The sequence below is a fragment of the Sabulibacter ruber genome (assembly GCF_017355955.1).
GTDB classification, from domain to species: Bacteria; Bacteroidota; Bacteroidia; order Cytophagales; family Hymenobacteraceae; genus Nibribacter; species Nibribacter ruber_A.
This window is the reverse complement of the sequence record NZ_JAFFID010000004.1, coordinates 401,096-423,589: the sequence shown is the minus strand read 5'-3', so window position 1 is coordinate 423,589 and position 22,494 is coordinate 401,096. Positions and strand designations below refer to the sequence as shown.

Below are 22,494 nucleotides of genomic sequence, written 5' to 3'. Positions count from 1 at the left end.
TCAAATCTACATTTTTCCGTTCAATAAGTCTTGAACATTTTGCCTGTATTTGGTATCTACTATATAGTATTTACCTGAGTAGCCGCTGGTTAATCTGCTTGATCAGCCACGGCCCCTCGTAAATAAAACCGGTGTATAATTGGATCAAATCGGCACCGGCGGACAGCTTTTCCAGGGCATCTTCCGGGGTCATGATTCCGCCCACTCCTACCAGCCTTATGGCTTCGGGAAGTTGTTGCCGCAGGTAGCGCAACACTTCGGTAGAGGCTTTGGTCAGCGGTTTGCCGCTCAGGCCACCGGCTCCCATTTCCTCCACCGTTCTGGCATGCGTACTTAGCCCTGCCCTACTGATGGTGGTATTGGTACCAATTACCCCTGATAGATTGGTTTGCACCGCTATCTCCACAATGTCATCCAGTTGTGCCTTGTTCAGGTCTGGCGCAATCTTCAGTAATAAAGGCTTGGGCTTGGCTTTGCCCTGGTTCCGGTTCTGCAGGTTGCTGAGCAACTCGCGCAAAGGCTCCTTTTCCTGTAACGCCCGCAGGTCTGGGGTATTGGGCGAACTCACGTTCACCACAAAATAATCTACCACGTCATACAGGGCATCAAAGCAGTACAGGTAATCCTGCAGGGCCTGCTCATTGGGCGTGACCTTGTTTTTGCCGATGTTGCCGCCCACAATCACGCTGCTTTTGCGGCTCCGCAGGCGCTCTACGGCTTTCTCTACCCCCTCGTTGTTGAAACCCATGCGGTTGATGATGGCTCCGTCCTGCGGCAGGCGGAACAAACGCGGTTTGGGGTTACCCGCCTGGGCCTTGGGTGTCAATGTCCCGATCTCGATAAACCCGAACCCCATCTCAGCGAACTCATCAATCAGGCGGGCATCTTTGTCAAACCCTGCCGCCAACCCCACCGGGTTAGGAAACGTGAGCCCGAAAACCTTGCGCTCCAGCCGCTGGTCGGTTACCTGGAACATGCCCCGGCTGATAGACTTGGCCAACGGTACTTGGTAGGCGCTTTTAAGGGCTGAGGTGGTGAGATGGTGCACCTTCTCTGGATCTAACTGGAAAAGTAATGGGCGGATGAGATTCTTGTACACGGTAAAAACAGGTTTAGGCAAAGATAAAGAATTAGCCTGCTTCTGGGGTGAAATTCCTGATTTATCCTCTTACCCAGTCCTGCTCCGCTGTAAAGAATGAGTTATTACAGGTACCCTTGTACCGCCTTACAGAGGATCTGAACAGGTAACTATCAACCTGATGAAGCTGATTTTCTGTTTTCGCCTCGTTTTCCAGAAATAAGCTGAAAAATGAACAAATACCTAGAACTACTTTTTAAATAATTTAAATATCTTTGATATAGCTGTTGCACTTACACAGGGTTCTCTCTATTTTTAGAAAGACTGATTCAATCCTCAGGTGCTGTTTAGGCATGTAATTTGCTCCTTGAAGAAAGTCAACCAGACAAGATGAGCGTATTAGAAACTTGGAACCCCAGGCTGGAAGTAAGCTGGAACTCCGATGAAAAGATAGTGCTGGATGAGTCCGTTTTACTGACCCAACAGTCAGGCCAGGTTTCTTATTTAGATAGGGTTTTGCAGTTCCTGTACAAACACACCGGGGCCGAGGTGGTCATGGTTTGCCGCAAAACAAAAGAGGAAGGCAAAATGCAGGTGGTGCGCATCTTCTACCAGGGCCAGGCACTTGGCATAAACCCCATGGTGGATCTGGAAGGCACTCCGTGCGCCAACCTGAACCGGCACGGCGTTTTGTACTTCCCTTCTAAAGTCCAGAAGCTGTTTCCCCGTGATTTGTACCTGCAGGAGTATGGCATCAACAGCTACTTTGGGGCGCCTCTGATGGATTCCAACAATGAGTTGATAGGTACCCTGGCTATTCTGCACCAGAAACCGCTCCCAAACCCTAACTTACTTGAGTTTGTCATCACCATTCTTTCCCCTTCTCTGGAGATTCTGTTAGAAAAATCAGCCTAACCAGGTCTCTGAGAAATTTTTTGGCTTAGAACAGACTTTGTCAAGAGGAGTAGTTTTCAGGAGTAAGCTAGCTATCCCTGCTACTTTTGGGCAGATTATCTGACAACTTTCCTCACCCACTCGGTGACTTCATCTTTGAACTGGGTATTGAAATAAGGTAGGAACAAGGCCACGGAAACCGCCACGTAACGGTCTATCTGCTCTGCTTCTGTGAGGTGCGCATTCTGGGGCAACCGAGCGTATTTCACCCAGTTATCGGAGAGGATGAAAACCTGCTCAAATAACACAGGAAACAGGCTGACATCCATGGATTCGGCGAAAACGCCTTCTTTTCTGAATTGCTCTAAAATAGTTAGCACCAACTCCCTTCTGCTTTGAATCAGGTGCTGGTACGCGGCATAAACTTTAGGGAATGTTTCCAGGATGGCCGTGGACTCGGTAAAAAAGAAGACATACCGGTACATAACCGCGTAACTTTTGGAAAGAGCCAGAACCAAAGATTGGGCGGTAAAGGGCATCATTGATCCCTCAGCGGCAAACGAGGCGATTTCTCTTTCCATGGCAGAGAAAATTGTGAGCACCAGGTCTTCCTTTGTTTTGAAGTAGTACCGCAAGTGCCCGTCACTGATGCCAAGTTCCCGGGCAATATCCCTGAGGGTAGCTTGCGTGATCCCTTTCCGGTTAAAAATCTCTACCGCCTGACCAATAATCTTTTCCTTCATATTAGCTCTTTGGAGCTAAATTACCAAAATTCACGCTATCTTTGCATTAGCTCAATTGAGCTAAGCTTATTTACAAGCTGATTAAGTTGTAAAACGTGGCTTTGATGCCCAAAAAAGCGTCATTTCTCATCAAATTTTCTGGCATTCGCCGTTGCTAACCTATGAAAGCAAGCAAAAAATGTCCTCACTGCGGCCAATGGTCTACCTGGAACCAGGAACCCACCGACCTCTGCCAACACTGCCTGAACCTGTTAGACCCCGTGGCCGTGGAGCGGCAGCAGGCCCAGGAAGACCGAAGAGAAGAAGAAAAGAAACGGTTTACGGTTGACCTTATCCAGATAAAAGCAGACGATTCTGCCTTCACTAAAATCTGGAAGAGCATAGGACTGGGCTTTCAGCTGGCATTTGTGGGTATTGTTTCTTTCATTCTATGGCTCATCGCGCTGTTAGCCGGGTAAACCGGGGCACCTTTCCGCCGCTGTTCTGGGCTTTTGCGGCCCTTTACCTGATGCACAGAGGCGTGGCATGGCTGGATGTTCCCTGCCCCGCCTGGTTGCAGTTTTACCTGGATGACCTGCTCTGCCTCCCCCTCATTCTCCCGCCCACTTTGTTCCTGATGCGCCTGTTTTACGGCCCGGAGGTACGGCTTTCCCTATATCAGATCCTGTTTGTGGTGGTGTATGTCTCTGTGGTGTTTGAACTGTTCTTACCCACGTTCATGCCCCGCTACACCACCGATGCGTGGGATGTATTCCACTATGCCCTCGGCGGCCTAATTTACTTGCGGTTTCTGAACAGATAGATTCTACCATTCTTTTTTGCGCCTGCCTTTGTTTTAAGCCCTCTTTCTAAAAACAAGCCTGTAAACCGAAACAAAACTTCTGCGCAAGGGCAGCGGTATAAGCGGGGTATGCAGGAAAAAGGAACCATTTACATCGGCACCTCGGGGTGGCACTACAACCACTGGAAAGGCAACTTCTATCCGCCGGGCGTCACGTCCAAACAGTTCACCCAGTATTACCTGCGCTACTTCAGAACCGTTGAGATCAACAACTCCTTTTACCGCCTCCCCTCGGCTGAGACCTTTGCCGCCTGGCGGACCAGCGTGCCCGATGACTTTCTGTTTGCAGTCAAGGCCAGCCGGTTCATCACGCACATGAAGAAACTGAAAGACCCACAGCAAGGGTTAGCACAGCTTTTGGGAAATGCGCAGGCGCTGGAGGAGAAACTGGGGCCTATTTTGTTCCAGTTGCCCCCGGCCTGGCGGGTGAACGTGGAGCGCTTCCAGGATTTCCTGAGAGCCTTGCCGCCTTACTACCGCTACACCTTTGAGTTCAGGGAGCCCAGCTGGTACCATCCCGAGATATACGAACTCCTTCGCGCCCACAACCACGCCTTCTGCATCTACGAACTGGCCGGGCACATGTCTCCGCTGGAAGTGACCGCCAACTTTGTGTACGTGCGCCTTCATGGCCCCGAGGGCAAATACGCCGGCAGCTACTCAGAAAGCGCCCTGCAATGGTGGGCCACCGCCTGCCGCACCTGGTCAGAGGAAGGCAAAGACGTCTACCTCTATTTCGATAACGACCAGAACGGTTACGCGGCGTTCAATGCCATGCGGTTGCAGGAGTTGGTACGGGGAGATCAGTGATAGCTATTGTCTATTTCTGTTTTAAAGCCCTTTTCAGGAAAAGAGACAGAAAACAGCTTTTGCCTACATCTATTTGAGAACCGCTGGCGCGAGCGTCCCGCTCGTGTCCGCACGCATTCCAGAAGGGCATTTCCAATCTGAGTAAAACAGATCGGCAATGTGAAGGCACGAGCGGGAAGCTCGTGCCAGCGAAAAATCAATGAGTGGTACTTTCTGTTTTCAAGCCATTCTCCTGAAACAGCCTGAAAAAGAGAGCGGATTGTCCAACAATAGCAGGAGGTATCTGGCGCGAGTCTCCAGACTCGTGCCTCTGGATGACGGGTAGTCTCCTGACTACCCTCGCTGCAGTGCAGCGAAATCACGCATTGTTGAACTACTTCTGCAAACGATTCCCGCGAGTCTGGAGACTCGCCTCATCTGAAGGCACGAGTCTGGAGACTCGCGCCAGCCCATTAGAATTGCTCTATTCTCTCGCCTCCAGCCCGTACGCTTCCGCCAGCAGTTCATAGCTTCGCAGGCGGTCTTGGAAGTCATACGTGATGGTGACAATTACAATTTCGTCTACGTTGTAGGCTTCAGCCAAGGCATCTAAACGGGTTTTCACCTGCTCAGGCGTGCCTACCACCATGCGTTGGCGGTTGTATTTCACCTGGGCTAGCTCATCTTCTGCCAGGTCCTCATAAAAGGCTTTGGCGGTTTCCAGGGAAGGCACGCCGCCGGCTTTGCCCTGCCTGATGTGCAGCATGAGCATGTCCATGGAGAGTTGCAGTTCTTTGGCTTTTTCCTCGGTATCGGCGCAGATCACGAAAATCCCGAAGTTTCCGGCGGGCTCTTTCAGGATGGCAGAAGGCGTAAACCGTGATTGGTAGGCCTGCATCATCTCTGGTCCGCCGTTGGGATTGATGAAGTGAGCAAACGAAAACCCCATCCCGAAATGGGCCGCAAATACGCCGCTTTGTCCGCTGGAGCTTAACAGCCAACGCTCGGGCGTAGTGGCCGAGCGGGGCGTTACCTTCACCTCGGCAGCCTCAGCGCCGTTGATGCCATCCAGCAGGTAGCGGTCCAGGTCCATCAGCTGGGAGATGAAATCCTGCTCGTTGAACTGGTTGTACGGGTTGAGTAGAACCGCCGTCTTGCGGTCGGTGCCCGGCGCCCTGCCAATACCCAGGTCAATACGGTTAGGGTACAGGGCCTCCAGCAACCGAAAGTTTTCCACCACTTTCAGTACGCTGTAGTGCGGCAGCATGACACCGCCAGAGCCAACGCGCAGGTGCCTGGTGTGCGCCGCCAAATGCGGAATCAGGACCTCGGGCGCCGGTCCGGCCAGCCCCAGCGTGTTGTGGTGCTCAGACACCCAAAAGCGCGTGTAGCCCAGCCTATCGGCTAACTGGGCCAGTTCCAAAGTTTCTTTCAAGGCTTGCTCGGCCGTTCCGCCTGCCCGCACCGGAGACTGGTCCAGCACGCTTAATTTTATCTTTTTCGCTTCTGCCATAGCTTAGTATTCAGGGAAAACACACGCACAGGGGCAGGCACTTCTGGCGGCTGCCTCCCTGTTTTACGGCCAATTTGGGCAAAACGGCCCGAAAATTGCGCAACCTTCCCGGTATCATTAGGGTAAGCATACCCTCGGTGCCAGATTATACGTTGTTGACGCATGCCCCTTTTTAACTCTTATTTTGGAAGTTTCTCTGATTGGATCAATACCCGCTGGAAGCGCTGGCACGCTCGGCACGGCCGCAAATTGACGCTGCAGTACTGGCAATCTCTGGATAAACGGGGTTGGATGCGGGTGTTGGGTAAATCGCTGTCGGCGGTGGCGCTGGTGCTGTTTGTCTTCTACCTGTCGGTGTACTTCGGGTTATTTGGCTGGCTACCTACCAAACGGCAACTGAAAGCCGTGCAGAACAACATGCCCTCTGAGGTTTATACCGCCGACAGCGTGCTCATTGGCCGCTATTTCATCCAGGACCGCACCAACGTGGCCTATGACGAGATCCCTGAGTCTGCCATCCAGGCCTTAGTAGCCACGGAAGATGCCCGTTTCTACGAGCACGGCGGGATAGATTACCGAAGCGTTGCGCGCGTGTTTTTCAAGAGCCTGCTCTTACAGAACGAGAGCTCGGGCGGGGGCAGTACGTTAAGCCAGCAATTGGCCAAAAACCTGTTTCCGCGCAAAAACGTGGGCTTTCTGTCAATGCCCGTGAACAAGATGCGCGAGATCATTTTGGCCCGCCGTTTTGAGGCCATTTACACCAAAGAAGAGATTCTGCAACTTTACCTGAACACGGTGCCCATGGGCGGAAACGTGTACGGCATTGAGTCTGCGGCCCGCCGTTTCTTCAGCACTTCCGCCGATTCTCTGAAAATTGAGCAAGCCGCCGTGCTCATTGGTTTGCTGAAAGGTACCACCTATTACCATCCCAAACTGAACCCTGAGCGGTCTTTGCATCGGCGCAACGTGGTGCTGGCCCAGATGGCCAAGTACGGCTATCTTACCCCAGAGCAAAAAGACTCCCTGCAAAAACTGCCGCTCAAACTCCGGTACAACCCCTACTCCCACCATACCGGTTTGGCGGCGTATTTCAGGGAGCACCTGCGGGCAGAGCTGGGCAAATGGGCCTCGGAACAAAAGAAGGCCAACGGCGATCCTTACAACATTTACAACGATGGCCTCAAGATTTACACCTCTATAGACAGCAAAATGCAGCGGCATGCTGAGCTGGCCTTGCGCCAGCGCATGAAAACACTGCAGGTGGAATTTGACAAACACTGGGGAAGCAAAGCTCCGTGGTCGGGGCAGCCTGGTGTGTTGCGTGATGCCAAGGAACGTTCGCTGCGCTACAAACGCCACAAAGCCGCCGGACTCTCTGATGAGGAAATAGACGAAATCTTCAACACGCCGCGCAAGATGCAGGTGTTCCGGTGGCGCGGCGAGGTAACCCGTACCATGAGCCCTATGGATTCATTGCGGCACTATTTACGGTACCTCAACGCCGGTTTCATCGCCATGGAGCCTACCAGCGGGTACGTACGGGCCTGGGTGGGCGGCATCAGCCACAATTACTTTCAGTACGATCACGTGCGGTCCCGCCGGCAGGTAGGCTCCACATTCAAGCCCATTGTGTACGCCACTGCGCTAGAAAAAGGGATCTCGCCCTGCTCCTACTTCTCCAATGACCGCCGCGTGTTCCCGGAGTACGAAAACTGGTCGCCCCGCAACGCCGATGACCAATACGGAGGGGCTTACTCCATGCTGGGAGCGTTGACCCATTCGGTGAACACAGTTTCGGTGAACGTGGCGCTGCAGGCGGGAATTCCAGACATAATCCGTACGGCCCACAACTTGGGCATTACCGGCGAGCTTCCTTCCACGCCTTCCCTGGCGCTAGGCACCGCCGATGCCAGTCTTATGGAAATGGTGGCCGCCTATGGAGCACTCGCCAACGGAGGCTATGAAGTAAAGCCCCGCTACCTGTTGCGCATTGTAGACCGAGAAGGCAAGGTATTGCTGGACAACACCAACCCTAACGGACAAGGTCGGCACATCCTTTCCAACCAGACCACCGCCTTGCTGCGCCCCATGCTGGAGAGCGTGATCAACGAAGGCACCGGACGCCGGCTCCGCAACGAATACCACTTAGCCATGGACATCGCGGGCAAAACCGGCACCACCCAATCCCACGCCGATGGCTGGTTTATTGGATTCACCCGTGATTTAGTGGCCGGTGCCTGGGTAGGCGGCGAAGACCGGAGAATCCGTTTCCGGGATCTAGAGAAAGGAGGCGGATCTTATACGGCGCTCCCTATCTGGGGAAGTTTCTTCCAGCGTCTGAGCAAGGACCGGGAGTACCGCCGCTACGCTTACAGCCGCTTTTCTCCCCTGCCTCCGTATCTGCAAGGGTACCTGAACTGTCCGCCGTACCAGCCACCGGTACTGGTAGCCAGCTACGAAGAACCCCGGGAAACCGGCCTTGAGCGGTTCTTCAAGCGCAACGGCAAAAAGCTGAAGGACCTGTTCAAGCGAAAGGACAAAAAGGAAAAAGACTGGCAGAAAGACCTTGAGAAAGAATTAGAAAAAGCCCAGGAGCGGGAAAGAGACCGAGAAAAAGACCGCGGAAAAGGCAGAGGCCGCTGGGGCCGGGATGATTAGCACCTCTGCTTTGAAATGCTTACAAAAAAACCTCACTGGTACCTGTACCAATGAGGTTTTTTTGTAAGCATTTCAAAGCCACTGTGTTCTGAGCCTAGTTTCACAGAACCAGCCTAAAAACCCCCAACGCTCCCCCAACGCTCCTCGCTCGCCTCTGGCGAGTGTGTGTTACAGGGCGGCGTCCCGCCGCGTTGCAAGCATTCAGCTTTAGAACACCCAGCAGCCAGAGGCTGCCTGATAACTTACACTCGCCAGAGGCGAGCGAAGAGGTTCGTTTTTAAGTATAGTCCTATTGATGATTTCCTATATACCTGAAATTCCATTGCCTTAGGTTGTCAAAAAAACAGAAACGCCTCACCGGTAAATAAACCAGTGAAGCGTTTACATGTTATCCTGTTTCAAGCTTGATTTCAAAGAAACAGCATCAAAACAATTCTATGCTTTGTTCTTCTCCAGCGTCACTTTGGCTTTGTGGCAGATGCCGCCTAACGGTGGATTGAACTTGGAGACGCTTACTTTCACCTGCTGCACAAACGGGAATTCCCGGAAAACACCTTCAATGATGCGGTGCCCCAAATGCTCCAGTAAGCGGGCCGGATGCCCCATTTCATGCAGCACCAGCTTGTACAACAATTCATAGTTCACCGTCTCATCCAGGTTGTCTGAGGCAGCGGCGTCCTGCAAATCGGTTTGGATGTAGAGGTCTACCCCGTACTTATTGCCTATTTTCTGCTCTTCGTCATAAAACCCGTGGAAGGCAAAAAACTCCATGCCTTCCAGTGCAATCTGTCCCATTAGCGCTGGTTAGATTTCGTCAAAGAACGACCCTCCACCGGCAGCCACGGCCGCAGTCGGCTTGGCCTGGGTAGTAGTCATGGGCGGTTGCACTTCTGGAGTGGTTGGTACCGGTTGCTCGCGCTCTGGTTCTGGCTCCTCAATAGGAGTTGGGCTTGGCGCTGGCGGAATATCTGGCTTAGGCTCTTCGCGTTGCGGAGGATCAATAGACGGCGTTGGGATATGAGGTGGCACAATCTCCGGGGTACGCGGATGGATATCCGGAGCCGGATTTGGCGGATGAATCTCTGGGAGAGTGCCAGGAGTAGCCGGGATAGACTCACGGCTTCCGCCACCTCCTATTTCGTACGCTTGCGGCTGGTCTGTGAAAGCCGATGCCGGCACATTCACGGGTTGGGCGGCCGGTATGATGGGCGTTGAAGTAAATGCGTTCATAGTGGTAGTATCTTTATCGTCAGCGGGCCGCTGCACTTTTACCTGTGCGGCTCTCTGTAAGATACTGCCAATTGAAGCTTTAGGTTTAGACTTGGTTTTCTCTACCTTTTCCAGGGCATCGGAAGCCAGGTTATGCAGGTCGCGCACCATGCTTTCCAGGTAGCCTTCCAGGCGCAGGTAATCCTGCTCCATGTTTTTCACCTCGGTGTGCATTTCGCTCACGGTTTTCTCGGCTTGCTGGTAGGCGTTCTCCAGCACGCTGCGGGCCTGCTGGCGGGCGGCGTCCAGCAATTGATCGGCTTTCAGCTGGGCTTCTCTGATTTGCAGATCGGCGGCTTTGGAGGCCTGCTCCACCATGCTGTTGCTGGTGTCTTCGGCGGTCTTGAGGGTTTTGTACAGTGATGACTCCACCTCGCGCAGTTTCTGGACTTCGCGGTTCGCCACTTCCAACTTCACGCGCAGGTCTTTGTTCTCGTCCTGCAACTTCTCCCACTGCTGGGAAAGGTTGAGCAGGAACGCCTGTACCTCATCTTTGTCCAAGCCCCTAAACGCTTTCTCAAACGTTTTCTGTCTGATTTCTAACGGTGTAATCTTCATATTTCCTTCAAGGTTAACGCCCAAACCGCAATGCTGCGGTCATCACTACACGAAACTAACTGATTCCAATGAGCCGACCAAAACAATTTGTTCACCGAGGTGCCGTGCCCGGCGTGCCGCGCCTTGTCTATGACTTTCAATAATTTGAAGCTCTGGGCATCCCACACCTTCACGCTTTTGTCCATGCTGCAGGTGGCAAACAGCCGTCCGTTGGGGCTAAAGGTGATGTGGTTGAGGGTGAACAAATGAGCGATGATGCTGGCGTGTTCCCGGTACTCGTTTTCTGCGTCCCAGACCCTCAAATGGGCATCGCGGCTACCGCTGAGCAGGTAATTCCCGTCGGGCGTGTAGGCCAAGGTGAACACAGAGCCCGTGTGGTTTTCCAGCACGTGCTTCCCCCGTAACGCAGAAGTTTCCAGAACCAGTATGCGGTTGTCGCTCAAGCCCACCGCCAGTTCAGGTTTAGTGGGGTGCAGGGCCAGGCACCGCACACTCTTTTCAGAAAGCCGCACCGCCTGCTGCACTTCCAGCTTTTCCAGATCAATGATCTGCAGGGTGCCATCGCCCAGGGCCAGGTAGGCCCGCTGGGTTTCCCAGCAGTATTGGATGTCAAAAATGGCGGCAGACGGCAGCGGAATGGTTTTCACGATGGCTTTCGCCGATAGGTCCAGCACTTCCAGGCTGTTGTGGTTGTGCCCAATGAGCAGCCAGTTGCGTTCCTCCACGTACTTGAGCGCGTACACGCTAGAACTCACCTTGGCAACCAACTCGCCGTGCTCGGGTTGAGTCAGGTCCCACAGTGCCACCATGCCATCGGCTCCCGCCGAAAAGAATTTGTGGGTCTCGGGCGCCCGTTCCAGGGTGTAGACGCAGTCGCGGTGACCGGTGAGGGTGGTGATTTTCTGAACCTGAAACGGACTGGCCATGGCGTGCGGAAAAGTGGTAGGACGCGATTTTTGCCTAAATTTACCAAAAACACCCCGAAAACCCGTTTCCTCCTTTACCGCGTATGCCGCTCCACCAACTCAACACCTTGTCTTCTACCTCATTATTAGGACTTTGGCGAGTGGAAGAAACGGTGGAGCAACTCAGAACCCAACTGCTTTCCCTCAGGCCCAACCATGAAATCCCTGTATTCAAAGCCGAGTCGCGCACCCGCGAGTGGCTGGCCGCCCGCGTGCTGGCCTATACCCTGCTGGAGAAACTATCGGCCCCGCCGTTGCTTCTGCACAAACTGGAGACCGGCGTACCGGTGTGCTCTGTAGAAGGCTGGCAAGTAAGTTTAACGCACTCAGGGCCTTGGGTGGGAGCCTTGGTCTCCCATTCGCACCAGGTGGGTTTGGATCTGGAAATGAAGGGAGACAGAATCCCGAGGTTGGCCTTTCGGTTCCTGAGTGAGCAGGAACTGAACGCCGCTGCAGCTGATCCCGAGAAAATGCACCTGTACTGGAGCGCCAAAGAAACGTTGTACAAAGTGTACCAGCACCGACAGCTTTTCTTCATTGAGAACCTGCAACTGGAGGATTTCACGCGGCAAACGGCCGGCGAATTCACCGGGCACGTCATCACCGATACTTTCCGGCAGCAGTACACCGTTCACTATGAAGTGCATCCCGAGTTTGTGCTCACGTACGTATTAGCTCCTTTGACTGGCCGCGAGAACGAACCTTCTGCACTTGGGCACGCTATTTGATTTGAACCTGATACCTATGAAAAAATATTTTACTTTTTTACTGGCTCTAGCCCTTTGCAGCGCCTCCTACGCCCAGACGGGTTACCGCATTGGTGCCAAGGTGGAGAACTTCACCCTGAAGAACGCCCAAAACCAGGCGGTGGAATTGTCTAGCTTCAACGATGCCAAAGTGCTGGTAGTGGTATTCACCAGCGTAACCTGCCCCTACTCCAGGCTGTACGAAGGCCGTCTGCAAAGCCTGGCTCAAACCTATGCGGGTAAAGGCGTGCGGTTTGCCTACGTGAGCACCACTATAGGGCTGGAAGAAGGCGGCGAAGCGCCCAAAGCCCAACCCGACCGGCCCAGCTCCCAAACCGCCCCATACCTCACCGACGAGAGTCAGCAACTGAGCAAGCAATTTGGCGCCACCAAAGCCCCCGAGGTATTTGTGCTGCAGAACGCCAGTGACGGATTTTACCTGCGCTACAAAGGCGCTATTGACGATAACCCGCAAGCGGAAAATTATGTGAAAGAGCGCTACCTGGCCGGTGCCCTGGATGCCTTACTGGCCGGCCGGTCTGTGGCCACCGCAGAACGCCGCGCTACCGGTTGCCTGATCAAGCGTTTCTAAGCCATTTCCCTAAAAATAGCCCCAAAACAGAAAGCCTGTCCCGCAAGAGACAGGCTTTCTGTTTATAGTTCGCTCCCAAACTTCCCCTGTGTACCTTTGCCATTCTTAATTCCTAATTCTCAATTCCTAATTAAAAAGATGGATTTCCTGGACCCAGACTTACATGCCTACGCCGAGGCGCATACCACCCCCGAAACTCCGCTCCTGCACCGCCTCAACCGCGAGACGCACCTGAACGTGATGAAACCGCGCATGCTCTCGGGGCACTTGCAGGGACGCACCCTGGCCATGTTCTCGCAGATGATGCGGCCGCGCCGGATTCTGGAAATCGGGACTTATACGGGCTACTCAGCACTTTGCCTCGCCGAGGGACTGGCCGAGGACGGCGTGCTGCACACCATTGACGTGAACGACGAGCTGGAAGACATGGTGCGCCGTTACATTTCTGAAGCCGGATTGGAACAGAAAATTCAGTTGCACATGGGCCAGGCCGCCGACGTGATTCCTACCCTGGATGAACAGTGGGACCTGGTGTTCATTGACGCCGACAAGAAAAGCAACGGACTGTACTTTGACCTGATCATTGACAAAGTGCGGCCCGGCGGCTTCATTCTCACCGATAATGTGCTGTGGAGCGGGAAAGTGGTGGAGAAATTTCGGCCGAAGCTGGACAAGGACACGGAGCTGGTTCTGGATTTCAACCGCAAAGTGCACGAAGACCCAAGGGTAGAGAACCTCTTGTTGCCCATTAGGGACGGCATTCTGGTGGCCCGGAAAAAGTAATCCACATTCTGTGGAAAAGCCCGTGGATAAACGTGTGGGTAAATTTTGATTCCCATCGGCTTCTTTTCCCTTGGCAAAATCCCCTACTTTGTGGTATAGCCACTCTTTACAACTGGTTACTGGATAGGTATTTAACTCCATCCAACTCCAGTTTTACAAGAATATAGGCTTTCTACTATTCTTTTACCAACTCTCCGATAAGTAGATGAAAAAGTCTTTATCGCTCCTGTTACTCAGCCTGTTGTGCATTCTGGCGCAGGCCCAAAGTCCGGTAGTTCCTAACAACATGTACTTTGCTGATATCCGCCTGGAGATTCAGGAAAGCGCCCGGACCGACATCCAAAAAATTGTGGATGCCTTGACCAAGCATCCGGGTTACTTCCAGAAAAAGGTGGAATTGGCCGATGCCTATTTCCCGTTTGTGGAGCAGGCGTTCAAGGAGCACAAAGTTCCTACTGATTTCAAATACCTGGTACTGCAGGAAAGCGGCCTGGTGTCTGATGCCGTTTCCACTTCTAACGCGGTGGGTTTCTGGCAGTTCAAGGAAGGCTCGGCCACGGAACTGGGCATTAAAGTGAACACCCAGGTAGACGAACGCAAGCACATCATTGAGTCTAGCCGCGGCGCTGCCAAATACATGCTGCGCAGCAACGCATATTATGACAACTGGTTCAACACGCTACTTTCTTACTACCAGGGCCTGACTGGCACCAAAGCCCTTACCAAAACCTCAGACATCGGGGCGAAGAAAATGGAGGTGACCAACCAGACCAACAAATACCTCTTGACGTTCCTGGCCCACAAAGTGGCCTACGAGAACGCCATCGGGAAGAATCCTAACCCTACCATCACGCTGCAACCGGTAAAAGCAACACCGGGCCAGACCCTGACCGAGATTGCGATGTCTGCCCAGGCCGATGCCGCCGAGGTTCAGCGTTATAACAAATGGCTGCTGGCTTCCAACGTGCCTTCGGACAAAGAATACACTGTAATGGTGCCTTACCTGGCTGGCGCACCTCGTCCGGTACTGGCCCAGGCCGGCCCTACCCTGAAAACCGCCGATTCTAAAGCTACTACTGTAAGACGAGGAGACAGTGTAAGCAGAATCAAAGGCTTCTTCTCTAAAATCAAAGCCAAGCTAAACGGTACCTATGAGCCCAAAGCGGTGGTAGCCAAGCAAGGTGACACCAAAGACATGCTGGCCCTGCAAGGCAACATTTCTACAAGCAAATTCATCCGCGTGAACGAACTGCAAGCCTCTGACGAGGTAGTGACCGGCCAAACGTATTACCTGGAAGCCAAACGCGGAAAAGCGAAGAACGCCGAGTACCACGTAGCCCAGCGCGGTGAGTCTATGCACGATATCTCACAGAAATACGGCGTGAAGGTGAGCAAGCTCCTTTCTAAGAACCGCATGAGCAAAACCGAGAACCTGGAACCAGGTCGGGTGGTTTGGTTACAGGAAACCCGCCCCAGCAGCATTCCGGTAGAGATCAGACCTTTGGAAGAGGAACCAGCCCCGGCTACGCAGCAAGTCCTTGCCCAGAGCTCAGCCCAAGCTACTCAACCAACTACAACTGCTCCGGCTTCTACTGCTGCCAAAACTCCGGCCACGCCTAAGTCTGGTTCTATCAGTGTAGAAGTGGAAGACACTACTGCTCCGCCTTATGTGCGCAAAAACCGCGAGGAAGAAGTGGCTGCCGCTCCGGCATCTACCTACCCAGCCAGAACTACAACCCCTGCCAAACCCGCTGCGCCAATTGAACGCAAAGCGCCGGATGAGCCAGTGGCGGCTCCGGTAACCCACGCTAAAGCGGCCATTCCTGCTTCTGGTAAGCACGTGGTAGAAAAAGGCGAAACCCTGTACTCTGTCACCAGAAAATACGGCATCACCATGGCTGATCTTCTGGCCTGGAACAGCCTGGATGGCGGCACCCCAATTTCCATTGGGCAGGAATTAAACGTAGCAAATCCAACTGCTGCTGCAACAACTACAACTGCTCCGGTTACTACTTCTGCGCCGGTTAAATCAGCGCCAGCTTCCACTACAACTACAACCGTAGCCGCTGCCGCTCCGGCTCCTACTGCCGCGACTGGCACCACCCACACCGTTGTTGCCGGCGAAACGTTGTATGCCGTGTCCCGCAAGTACGGAGTATCAGTGCAAGACCTGCAAACCTGGAACAACCTGACCACGGGAGGCATCTCCATCGGCCAGCAACTGATTGTGTCGGCTCCGGCTGCTCCTAAAACAACCGTGGCCCAAGACTCTGTTACAGTACCTGCTGCGGCCGCAGAGCCAATCACCCACACCGTGGTTGCCGGCGAAACCCTGTACAGCATCTCCCGCAAGTACGGCGTTTCCCTGCAGGACCTGCAAACCTGGAACAACAAAACCGATTACAAAGTGAGCATCGGTGAGACTTTGACCATCAAGGAAAAGCAATAAGCTTCACTTCATCCAAAACAGCAAGGCCCGCTCTAGAAGCGGGCCTTGCTGTTTTAGGGGTGTTTTTGGGGAAATGTTGGAAAACGTTAGTTCTGGAAGATTAGCTCAACTTGTGTAAACATTCCCCCTGCCCCCTTCAGAGGGGGAATCAACCGTATTGAACTCGATTAAGAAATCTTTGCTCAAGAAGTATAGGGAATCCGATGGGATAGTTAATGAGAACACCCTTACTACAACCTAGAAAAATCCTTCCTGAATACGTGCGGACACGAGCCGGAGGCTCGCGCCAGCGAATCGGCAGACGTGTGTTTGAGGCTCACGCCTCAGGGCAGTTGCAAACTGCCGACCATGGTAGGTCCAAGTCACAGACTTGAACCATGAAAAGGCAATGCGTGAAAGAGATAAGGCAGTGCCTTGTCTCTACAGTTCCCTCATCAAACGATTCCATCATTATTGCTTCTGTCTCTTTCCCCGATTCCAGTCTTTCGGGCGAGCGCCTTAGCAGGTTCCGGTGCCGTCAGGCATTGCGACCGCCAGGGAGCAAAGGAAGCTGGTACAGCGCGAGCGCGGAAGACGGGGCCCCGCGGCCGTGAGCGCACGGAAGCTAACTATGAAACAACTAAGCTCATGAGTCACTGGATCAGCCCCCACTACGCCAGCGAAAGCAAATCACATTATCCCCAAAATAAGATCATTTTGTTTCAAGGCCGTTTCAAAGAAAACAGCCTTGAAGCGCCTCCCCTACATTTTCCCTCCCTCCGGCGGAGAGGTAAGATCAGACGCTGTCTGCAACCCATTGGCAATCTCCGGCAAAATGCCTAACCGCTGGTAGATAGGCCGTACCAACGCCCGGGCGCGGGGCAACCCGATCACGAACGGAATAATGCTTAGAAGGCAGATAAACCCGCAGCCTAACAAGGTGTACATAATCCCGATGCGCTCCGCCAACCAACCCGCCAGCAAGCTCCCGATGGGTGCCATCCCCATAAAGGCCATGGAGTAAAAGCTCATCACGCGGCCGCGTTTGTCTTCGTCCACAATGGTCTGGATTAAGGTGTTGCTGGAAGCCATCCGCAGGATCATGCCCAAGCCCACCACAAAAATGCTCACCATGGCAAACAGCATGGTTTTGGCAATGGCAAAGGCCATTAACCCGATCCCGAACAGCACAGACGCCACCACGATCACCCGGGCCAGGCCTACCACGGTTTTGCGGGAAGCCAGGTACAAGGCCCCTAGGAGCGCCCCAACGCCGGAGGCACCCATCAGCAGACCCAGGGTATTGGCGTTGCCGTGCAGCACGTCGCGGGCGAAGGCGGGCATGAGCACCGTAAACGGCATTCCAAACAAACTAAGAGTGGCAATGAGAATGAGGATATCGCGGATGGGCGAAAAACCGAAGGCGTAGCGGAAGCCCTCGCCCAGGGATTTCAGCACCTCGGTGTCCTGCGTTTTCCGCTCCGTTTTCGGCACCCGCATCAAAAGCAGCGAGGTTAATACCGCCAGGTAACTGATCGCGTTCAGCAGGAAGCACATGCCCTCTCCCACGGCCGCAATGATCACACCGGCCACCGAGGGGCCCACCAACCGCGCCATGTTGAACATAGAGGAATTCAGGGCGATGGCGTTGCCCATGTCCTCGCGTTTCTCCACCAACTGCACCACAAACGACTGCCGCGCGCTCATGTCAAAGGCGTTCACGATGCCCGCAAACACGCCCAACCCCAGAATGTAGTAAATAGTAACGGTATTGGTGAGCACCAACGTTGCCAGGGTGCTGGCCTCAATCAGAAACAGGAATTGCGTGAGCAGGAGAACGCGGTGCCGGTCAAAACGGTCTGAGATAACCCCGGCAAACGGCCCCAACAGAAAAGAGGGAATCTGGTTGGCGAAACTCACCATGCCCAGCAGGAAAACCGAATCGGTGAGGCGGTACACGAGCCAGCTCATGGCAATCTGCTGCATCCAGGTGCCGATGAGCGAAATGCTCTGCCCAATGAAAAACAGCCGGTAATTGCGGTATTGGAGCGCCCGGAACATGCCGCCCAGGCGGGAAGATTTAGGTGCGGGGGAAGTTTCTGCCATTGGAATTCTGCCGTTAAAGCCAGAATCGTGTACGAGCAGAACCCTCGGTTTTGTTCAGGTTTATTGCCTGTAAAGCTGAAAGAGCTCCTGCATCAGAACTATCAGAATAGACCGTGAGGCGTCTCCTGGTAAAAGGCTTACCCTGAGGAAGTGTATTTCGGGGCTGATTTCCAGAAAACAGCCCCGAAATTGCTAATGCGCTTGCTCTTCTCTTGCGAGTTTTTTATCCAGCACAAATGTCCCGAAGGGAATCAGAGAGGCCACAAAGGCCATCACCACTTTGCCAAAGGACCATTTGTATTTCAGCCACACCTGTACCAACAGAGCAACGAAAAGGATAAACAACACTCCGTGCGCCCAGCCCACGTATTTCTGCACCTCAGGGATGCCTGCCATCCGTTTCAACGGCATAGCAATAAACAACAGGATGATGTAAGAGATCCCTTCCAGAACGGCAACCGTCCGGAAGCGGTCAAGGGGGGTATTAAAAGAAAAATGCATTGTTCTACAGGTTATTCGGTGCAAAGGTACGCCACAGGCGCTTAATGCCCGCACCCTTTCCAATGCTTATCTGAAAGTCTCCGCAAAGCTGCTTTTTACCCAACTTTCCGCATTTCTCATTTAGCGCCTGATTTCCAGAAAACAAGCCCAAATCAAATTTCCAGGGGCAACTTTTCAGCCCATCTCCGGTGTTTTCTTTGTATCTTCGTAGTCCGTTTCGGCGGGGATTTGGCTTGGCTTTTCGGTCATTCCTAATTCATAATTCCCAATTCTTAATTACCACACCGTGCCAGATTTTTCCCACCTCCATACCCACACCCAGTACTCGTTGCTAGACGGGGCCGCCAGCATCAGCGCGCTTATGAAAAAGGCGCAAGCCGATGGCATGAAAGCCGTCGCCATGACCGACCACGGCAACATGTTCGGGGCGTTCAACTTCGTGGCCGAGGCCAACAAGTACAACGTGAAACCCATTGTGGGCTGCGAGTTTTACCTGGTGGAAGACCGCTTTCAGAAGACCTTCTCGAAGGAGCAGAAAGACGTGCGGCACCACCAACTGTTGTTGGCCAAAGACCAGGAAGGCTATCAGAATCTGGCCAAGCTCTGCTCTTACTCCTACATTGACGGGCTTTACAGCAAATGGCCGCGCATTGACAAGGAACTGCTCCTGAAATACCACAAGGGCCTCATTGCCACTAGCTGCTGTATCGGAGCTGAGTTGCCGCAGGCTATTCTCTGGAAAGGCGAGGAAGAAGCCGAGAAACTCCTGAAATGGTGGCTGGACGTGTTTGGTGAGGATTTCTATATTGAGATCCAGCGCCACGGCCTCATGAACATTGACGGCACCGGCAAAAGCCAGGAAGACGTGAACCAGGTGCTGCTCAAGTGGGCCATTAAGTACAACGTGAAGGTGATCTGTACCAACGACTCGCACTACGTAGACCAAACCGACTGGAGCGCGCATGACATTCTCCTGTGCGTGAACACCGGCGAGCAGCAGAGCGTACCGGTGGGTGACTTCCGTACGAACTACTTCCGCTTAATGTCTGGCCAGGGCGAGGTGATTTACGATACTCTGGACAACATCCGTAAATCTTACAGCCACGACGACAATGTGCGCCGCATGCTCTACCGCATTGAGGAAGAGCTGCAGAAACCGCGTCCGGCGGATCGTTTCGGGTTCCCGAACGACCAGTTTTACTTTAAGTCTCAGGCCGAGATGAACGAGCTGTTCAAGGACGTGCCCTTTGCCGTAGACAACACCAACGAGATTGTAGACAAGATCACGCCGCCCAAGCTGCAGCGCGATATCCTGTTGCCCAACTTCCCGCTTCCTCCGGAGCACCCCACCGCCGATTTGTTCCTGCGCCACTTAACCTTTGAAGGAGCCAAAAAACGCTACGGCGAAATCACCCCTGAAATTGAGGAACGCCTGAACTACGAGCTGGGCATCATTGAAACCATGGGTTTTGCTGGGTACTTCCTCATCGTGCAGGACTTCATCAACAAAGGCCGTGACATGGGCGTGGCCGTGGGCCCAGGCCGGGGTTCGGCGGCGGGTTCAGCGGTGGCGTACTGCGTGGGGATTACCAACATTGACCCCATCAAGTACTCGCTGCTGTTTGAGCGTTTCCTCAACCCTGAGCGGGTATCCATGCCCGATATTGATATTGACTTTGATGACGTGAACCGCCAGCGCGTGATTGACTACGTGGTAGACAAGTACGGCAAAACGCAGGTTGCCCAGATCATCACCTTCGGTACCATGGCCGCCAAATCGTCTATTAAAGACGTGGCGCGTGCCCTGGACTTACCATTGGCGGAGGCCAACGAACTGGCCAAAATGGTACCGGAAGCGCCGGGCACTACCCTGGCCAAAGCCTTCATAGAAGCCCCGGAACTCGCCTCCATCCGGGAGCAAAGCGACCTGAAAGGCGAAACCCTTCGGCTCGCTGAGAAACTGGAAGGCTCGGTACGGAATACCGGTATTCACGCGGCGGGTGTGATTATTGCGCCGGATGACATCACCAACTACATTCCGGTGTCTACCTCAAAGGACTCTGACTTGTTGGTAACGCAGTTTGACGGAAAGGTGATTGAGAGCGCGGGCATGTTGAAAATGGACTTTTTGGGCCTGAAAACCCTGTCCATCCTGAAAGACGCCATGGCGCTCATCAAGCGGAACCACGGCGTGGAGATTGACATTGACAACATTCCGCTGGACGATGAGAAAACCTACGCCCTCTACCAGCGCGGTGACACCATCGGCACGTTCCAGTTCGAGTCTGAGGGGATGCGCATGTACCTCAAAGACCTGAAGCCGACCAACATTGAGGACTTGATTGCCATGAACGCCTTGTACCGTCCGGGCCCGATGCAGTTCATCCCGAACTTCATTAACCGGAAGCAGGGCAAGGAAGAGGTGGAATACCCGCACATCCTGCTGGAGCCGCTTCTGAAAAACACCTACGGAATCATGGTGTACCAGGAGCAGATTATGCAGACGGCGCAGGTACTGGCGGGCTACTCCCTGGGCGGCGCCGACTTGCTGCGCCGTGCCATGGGTAAGAAGGACATGAAGAAGATGGCCCAGGAGCGCGAGAAATTCGTGGCCGGAGCCAAGGAGATTCATAACATTCCGGCTAAGCACGCCTCTGAGGTGTTTGACGTGATGGAGAAGTTCGCGCAGTACGGCTTCAACCGCTCACACTCCGCCGCTTACTCCGTAGTGGCGTACCAGACCGGTTACCTCAAGGCGCATTATCCGGCAGAGTACATGGCCGCCGTGCTGACTCACAACATGAACGACATCAAGAAGGTGACGTTCTTTATTGAGGAGGCGCGCAAGCAGCAGATTCAGGTACTGGGTCCCGATGTGAACGAATCCATCCACCAGTTCAACGTGAACCAGCAAGGGCAAATCCGTTTCGGGATGGGCGCCGTGAAAGGAACCGGCGAGGCCGCAGTGGAAGCCATTATTGAGGAACGCGAGAAAAACGGTCCGTACACCGATATCTTTGACTTCGCGAAGCGCGTGAACCTGCGTGCCGTGAACAAGAAAACCTTTGAAAGCTTAGCCCAGGCCGGAGCTTTTGACTCGTTTGAACGTTACCACCGCGCCCAGTACCTGGAAACTCCGGAAGGCGAAAGCATCAACCTGATTGAAAAGGCTGTACGCTTCGGGAACCAGTTCCAAGCGGAGAAAAACGCTGCCCAGCAGTCGTTGTTCGGGGGTGGCGGAGCTGTGGACATGCCATTACCAAAAGTACCAGACGTTCAGCCCTGGACCTTGACGGAGATGCTCCGCCGCGAGAAAGAAGTGATTGGTTTCTACCTCTCTGGGCACCCGCTTGATCAATTTAGGCTGGAGATCGATTCCTACTGTACCTGTAGTCTGGACCGCATCGCTGAGTTCAAGAACCGCGATGTGAACGTGGCCGGTATTGTGAGCAACATTGTGGTTCGCACCGGTAAAAACGGCAATCCGTTTATGCTCTTCTCGCTGGAAGATTACGAGTCTTCTCTGGGTATGGCGCTGTTTGGCGAGGATTTCGTGAAGTTCTCGCCGTACATCAAAGAGGGCATGTACCTGTTCATCCGGGCCAAAGTGACGTTGCGCTACAAGTCTGAGGACCAATGGGAACTGAAACCCGTTTCCATGCAGCTATTGAGCGATGTAGCCGACAAAATGGCGAAAGGCGTGCGCATGGACATTGACATCCGCAACATCAACGCCATGCTCATTGACCGCCTGGAAGAAGCCGCCATCAACAGCCCTGGCCAGAAGAAACTGGAACTGGTGCTCACCGAGCCCGGGGAACGTTTGGCGGTGGAGTTGTTCAGCCGCAAGTACCGCATTGACCCGAAAGCGTTCTTGAACAACGTGAAAGATTTGGAAGTAGCGACCTGTCAATTGATTTAATTAGTAGCAAGAAGCACGTATAGAGTAGCACGATATCAGAAAGCCCTACCATGGAACATACTATGGTAGGGCTTTCTGTTTTGGAGCAGTTTTGAGAAAACCAGGCGA

18 protein-coding genes are annotated in these 22,494 nt (G+C 53.5%); 10 read left to right on the top strand and 8 right to left on the bottom strand.

Annotated elements, in window-relative coordinates:
• Positions 1 to 70: 70 nt before the first annotated feature.
• On the bottom strand, positions 71 to 1,099 hold the full coding sequence (locus JT719_RS19845; RefSeq protein ID WP_207435471.1) for a quinone-dependent dihydroorotate dehydrogenase: 1,029 nt from the start codon (positions 1,097 to 1,099) through the stop codon (positions 71 to 73).
• Positions 1,100 to 1,468: 369 nt separating this feature from the next.
• On the opposite strand from JT719_RS19845, the gene JT719_RS19840 reads away from it, so the two are divergent.
• Positions 1,469 to 1,993, top strand: coding sequence for a GAF domain-containing protein (locus JT719_RS19840; protein WP_207435470.1), 525 nt, complete (start codon positions 1,469 to 1,471; stop codon positions 1,991 to 1,993).
• 95 nt (positions 1,994 to 2,088) lie between these two features.
• On the opposite strand, the gene JT719_RS19835 is transcribed toward JT719_RS19840, so the two are convergent.
• A complete protein-coding gene (locus tag JT719_RS19835) occupies positions 2,089 to 2,715 on the bottom strand; it encodes a TetR/AcrR family transcriptional regulator (protein ID WP_207435469.1) in 627 nt (208 codons plus the stop codon).
• Positions 2,716 to 2,876: 161 nt separating this feature from the next.
• On the opposite strand from JT719_RS19835, the gene JT719_RS19830 reads away from it, so the two are divergent.
• From JT719_RS19830 to JT719_RS19820, 3 genes are all read left to right on the top strand, one after another.
• Positions 2,877 to 3,173: a hypothetical protein gene (locus JT719_RS19830; protein WP_207435468.1), complete on the top strand. Its 297-nt coding sequence runs from the start codon at positions 2,877 to 2,879 to the stop codon at positions 3,171 to 3,173.
• The gene (locus JT719_RS19825) at positions 3,146 to 3,517 is read left to right on the top strand and encodes a hypothetical protein (protein WP_207435467.1); all 372 of its coding nucleotides are present in this window, start codon (positions 3,146 to 3,148) and stop codon (positions 3,515 to 3,517) included. The genes JT719_RS19830 and JT719_RS19825 overlap by 28 nt, the downstream gene beginning before the upstream one ends.
• A gap of 108 nt (positions 3,518 to 3,625) precedes the next feature.
• Entirely contained in the window at positions 3,626 to 4,366 is a 741-nt protein-coding gene (locus JT719_RS19820; protein ID WP_207435466.1) for a DUF72 domain-containing protein, read from the top strand.
• A gap of 463 nt (positions 4,367 to 4,829) precedes the next feature.
• Here the strand turns inward: JT719_RS19820 and JT719_RS19815 are convergent, their stop codons facing one another.
• Complete coding sequence (locus tag JT719_RS19815) at positions 4,830 to 5,858, bottom strand: LLM class flavin-dependent oxidoreductase (protein WP_207435465.1); 1,029 nt, start codon at positions 5,856 to 5,858, stop codon at positions 4,830 to 4,832.
• A gap of 162 nt (positions 5,859 to 6,020) precedes the next feature.
• On the opposite strand from JT719_RS19815, the gene JT719_RS19810 reads away from it, so the two are divergent.
• A complete protein-coding gene (locus JT719_RS19810) occupies positions 6,021 to 8,516 on the top strand; it encodes a penicillin-binding protein 1A (protein WP_207435464.1) in 2,496 nt (831 codons plus the stop codon).
• 435 nt (positions 8,517 to 8,951) lie between these two features.
• On the opposite strand, the gene folB is transcribed toward JT719_RS19810, so the two are convergent.
• The 3 genes from folB to JT719_RS19795 are packed head-to-tail and all read right to left on the bottom strand — an operon-like array spanning position 8,952 to position 11,269.
• Positions 8,952 to 9,311 (bottom strand): dihydroneopterin aldolase, encoded by a 360-nt coding sequence (gene folB, locus JT719_RS19805; RefSeq protein WP_207435463.1) that lies wholly within the window; start codon positions 9,309 to 9,311, stop codon positions 8,952 to 8,954.
• A 9-nt stretch (positions 9,312 to 9,320) separates the two neighbouring features.
• Positions 9,321 to 10,343: a DivIVA domain-containing protein gene (locus JT719_RS19800; RefSeq protein WP_207435462.1), complete on the bottom strand. Its 1,023-nt coding sequence runs from the start codon at positions 10,341 to 10,343 to the stop codon at positions 9,321 to 9,323.
• Positions 10,340 to 11,269 (bottom strand): WD40 repeat domain-containing protein, encoded by a 930-nt coding sequence (locus JT719_RS19795; protein ID WP_207435461.1) that lies wholly within the window; start codon positions 11,267 to 11,269, stop codon positions 10,340 to 10,342. Before JT719_RS19795 ends, JT719_RS19800 begins: the two co-directional genes overlap by 4 nt.
• A gap of 83 nt (positions 11,270 to 11,352) precedes the next feature.
• On the opposite strand from JT719_RS19795, the gene JT719_RS19790 reads away from it, so the two are divergent.
• The 4 genes from JT719_RS19790 (at position 11,353) to JT719_RS19775 (ending at position 15,878) form a co-directional block, all read left to right on the top strand.
• Positions 11,353 to 12,036, top strand: coding sequence for a 4'-phosphopantetheinyl transferase family protein (locus JT719_RS19790; protein WP_207435460.1), 684 nt, complete (start codon positions 11,353 to 11,355; stop codon positions 12,034 to 12,036).
• 16 nt (positions 12,037 to 12,052) lie between these two features.
• Positions 12,053 to 12,646, top strand: coding sequence for a redoxin domain-containing protein (locus JT719_RS19785; protein WP_207435459.1), 594 nt, complete (start codon positions 12,053 to 12,055; stop codon positions 12,644 to 12,646).
• A gap of 138 nt (positions 12,647 to 12,784) precedes the next feature.
• On the top strand, positions 12,785 to 13,429 hold the full coding sequence (locus JT719_RS19780; RefSeq protein ID WP_207435458.1) for an O-methyltransferase: 645 nt from the start codon (positions 12,785 to 12,787) through the stop codon (positions 13,427 to 13,429).
• Between the two features lie 205 nt (positions 13,430 to 13,634).
• Positions 13,635 to 15,878 carry a LysM peptidoglycan-binding domain-containing protein gene (locus JT719_RS19775; RefSeq protein ID WP_207435457.1) on the top strand — a complete coding sequence of 748 codons (2,244 nt, stop codon included), beginning with the start codon at positions 13,635 to 13,637 and terminating at the stop codon, positions 15,876 to 15,878.
• Positions 15,879 to 16,619: 741 nt separating this feature from the next.
• Here the strand turns inward: JT719_RS19775 and JT719_RS19770 are convergent.
• Together JT719_RS19770 and JT719_RS19765 are read right to left on the bottom strand one after the other, a co-directional pair.
• Positions 16,620 to 17,963, bottom strand: a complete 1,344-nt coding sequence (locus tag JT719_RS19770; RefSeq protein WP_207435456.1) for an MFS transporter — start codon at positions 17,961 to 17,963, stop codon at positions 16,620 to 16,622.
• A gap of 192 nt (positions 17,964 to 18,155) precedes the next feature.
• Complete coding sequence (locus JT719_RS19765) at positions 18,156 to 18,464, bottom strand: DUF3817 domain-containing protein (RefSeq protein ID WP_207435455.1); 309 nt, start codon at positions 18,462 to 18,464, stop codon at positions 18,156 to 18,158.
• A 286-nt stretch (positions 18,465 to 18,750) separates the two neighbouring features.
• Here JT719_RS19765 and dnaE point away from each other — a divergent pair, with 286 nt between their 5' ends.
• Positions 18,751 to 22,386 carry a DNA polymerase III subunit alpha gene (gene dnaE, locus JT719_RS19760; RefSeq protein ID WP_207435454.1) on the top strand — a complete coding sequence of 1,212 codons (3,636 nt, stop codon included), beginning with the start codon at positions 18,751 to 18,753 and terminating at the stop codon, positions 22,384 to 22,386.
• Positions 22,387 to 22,494: the final 108 nt, after the last annotated feature.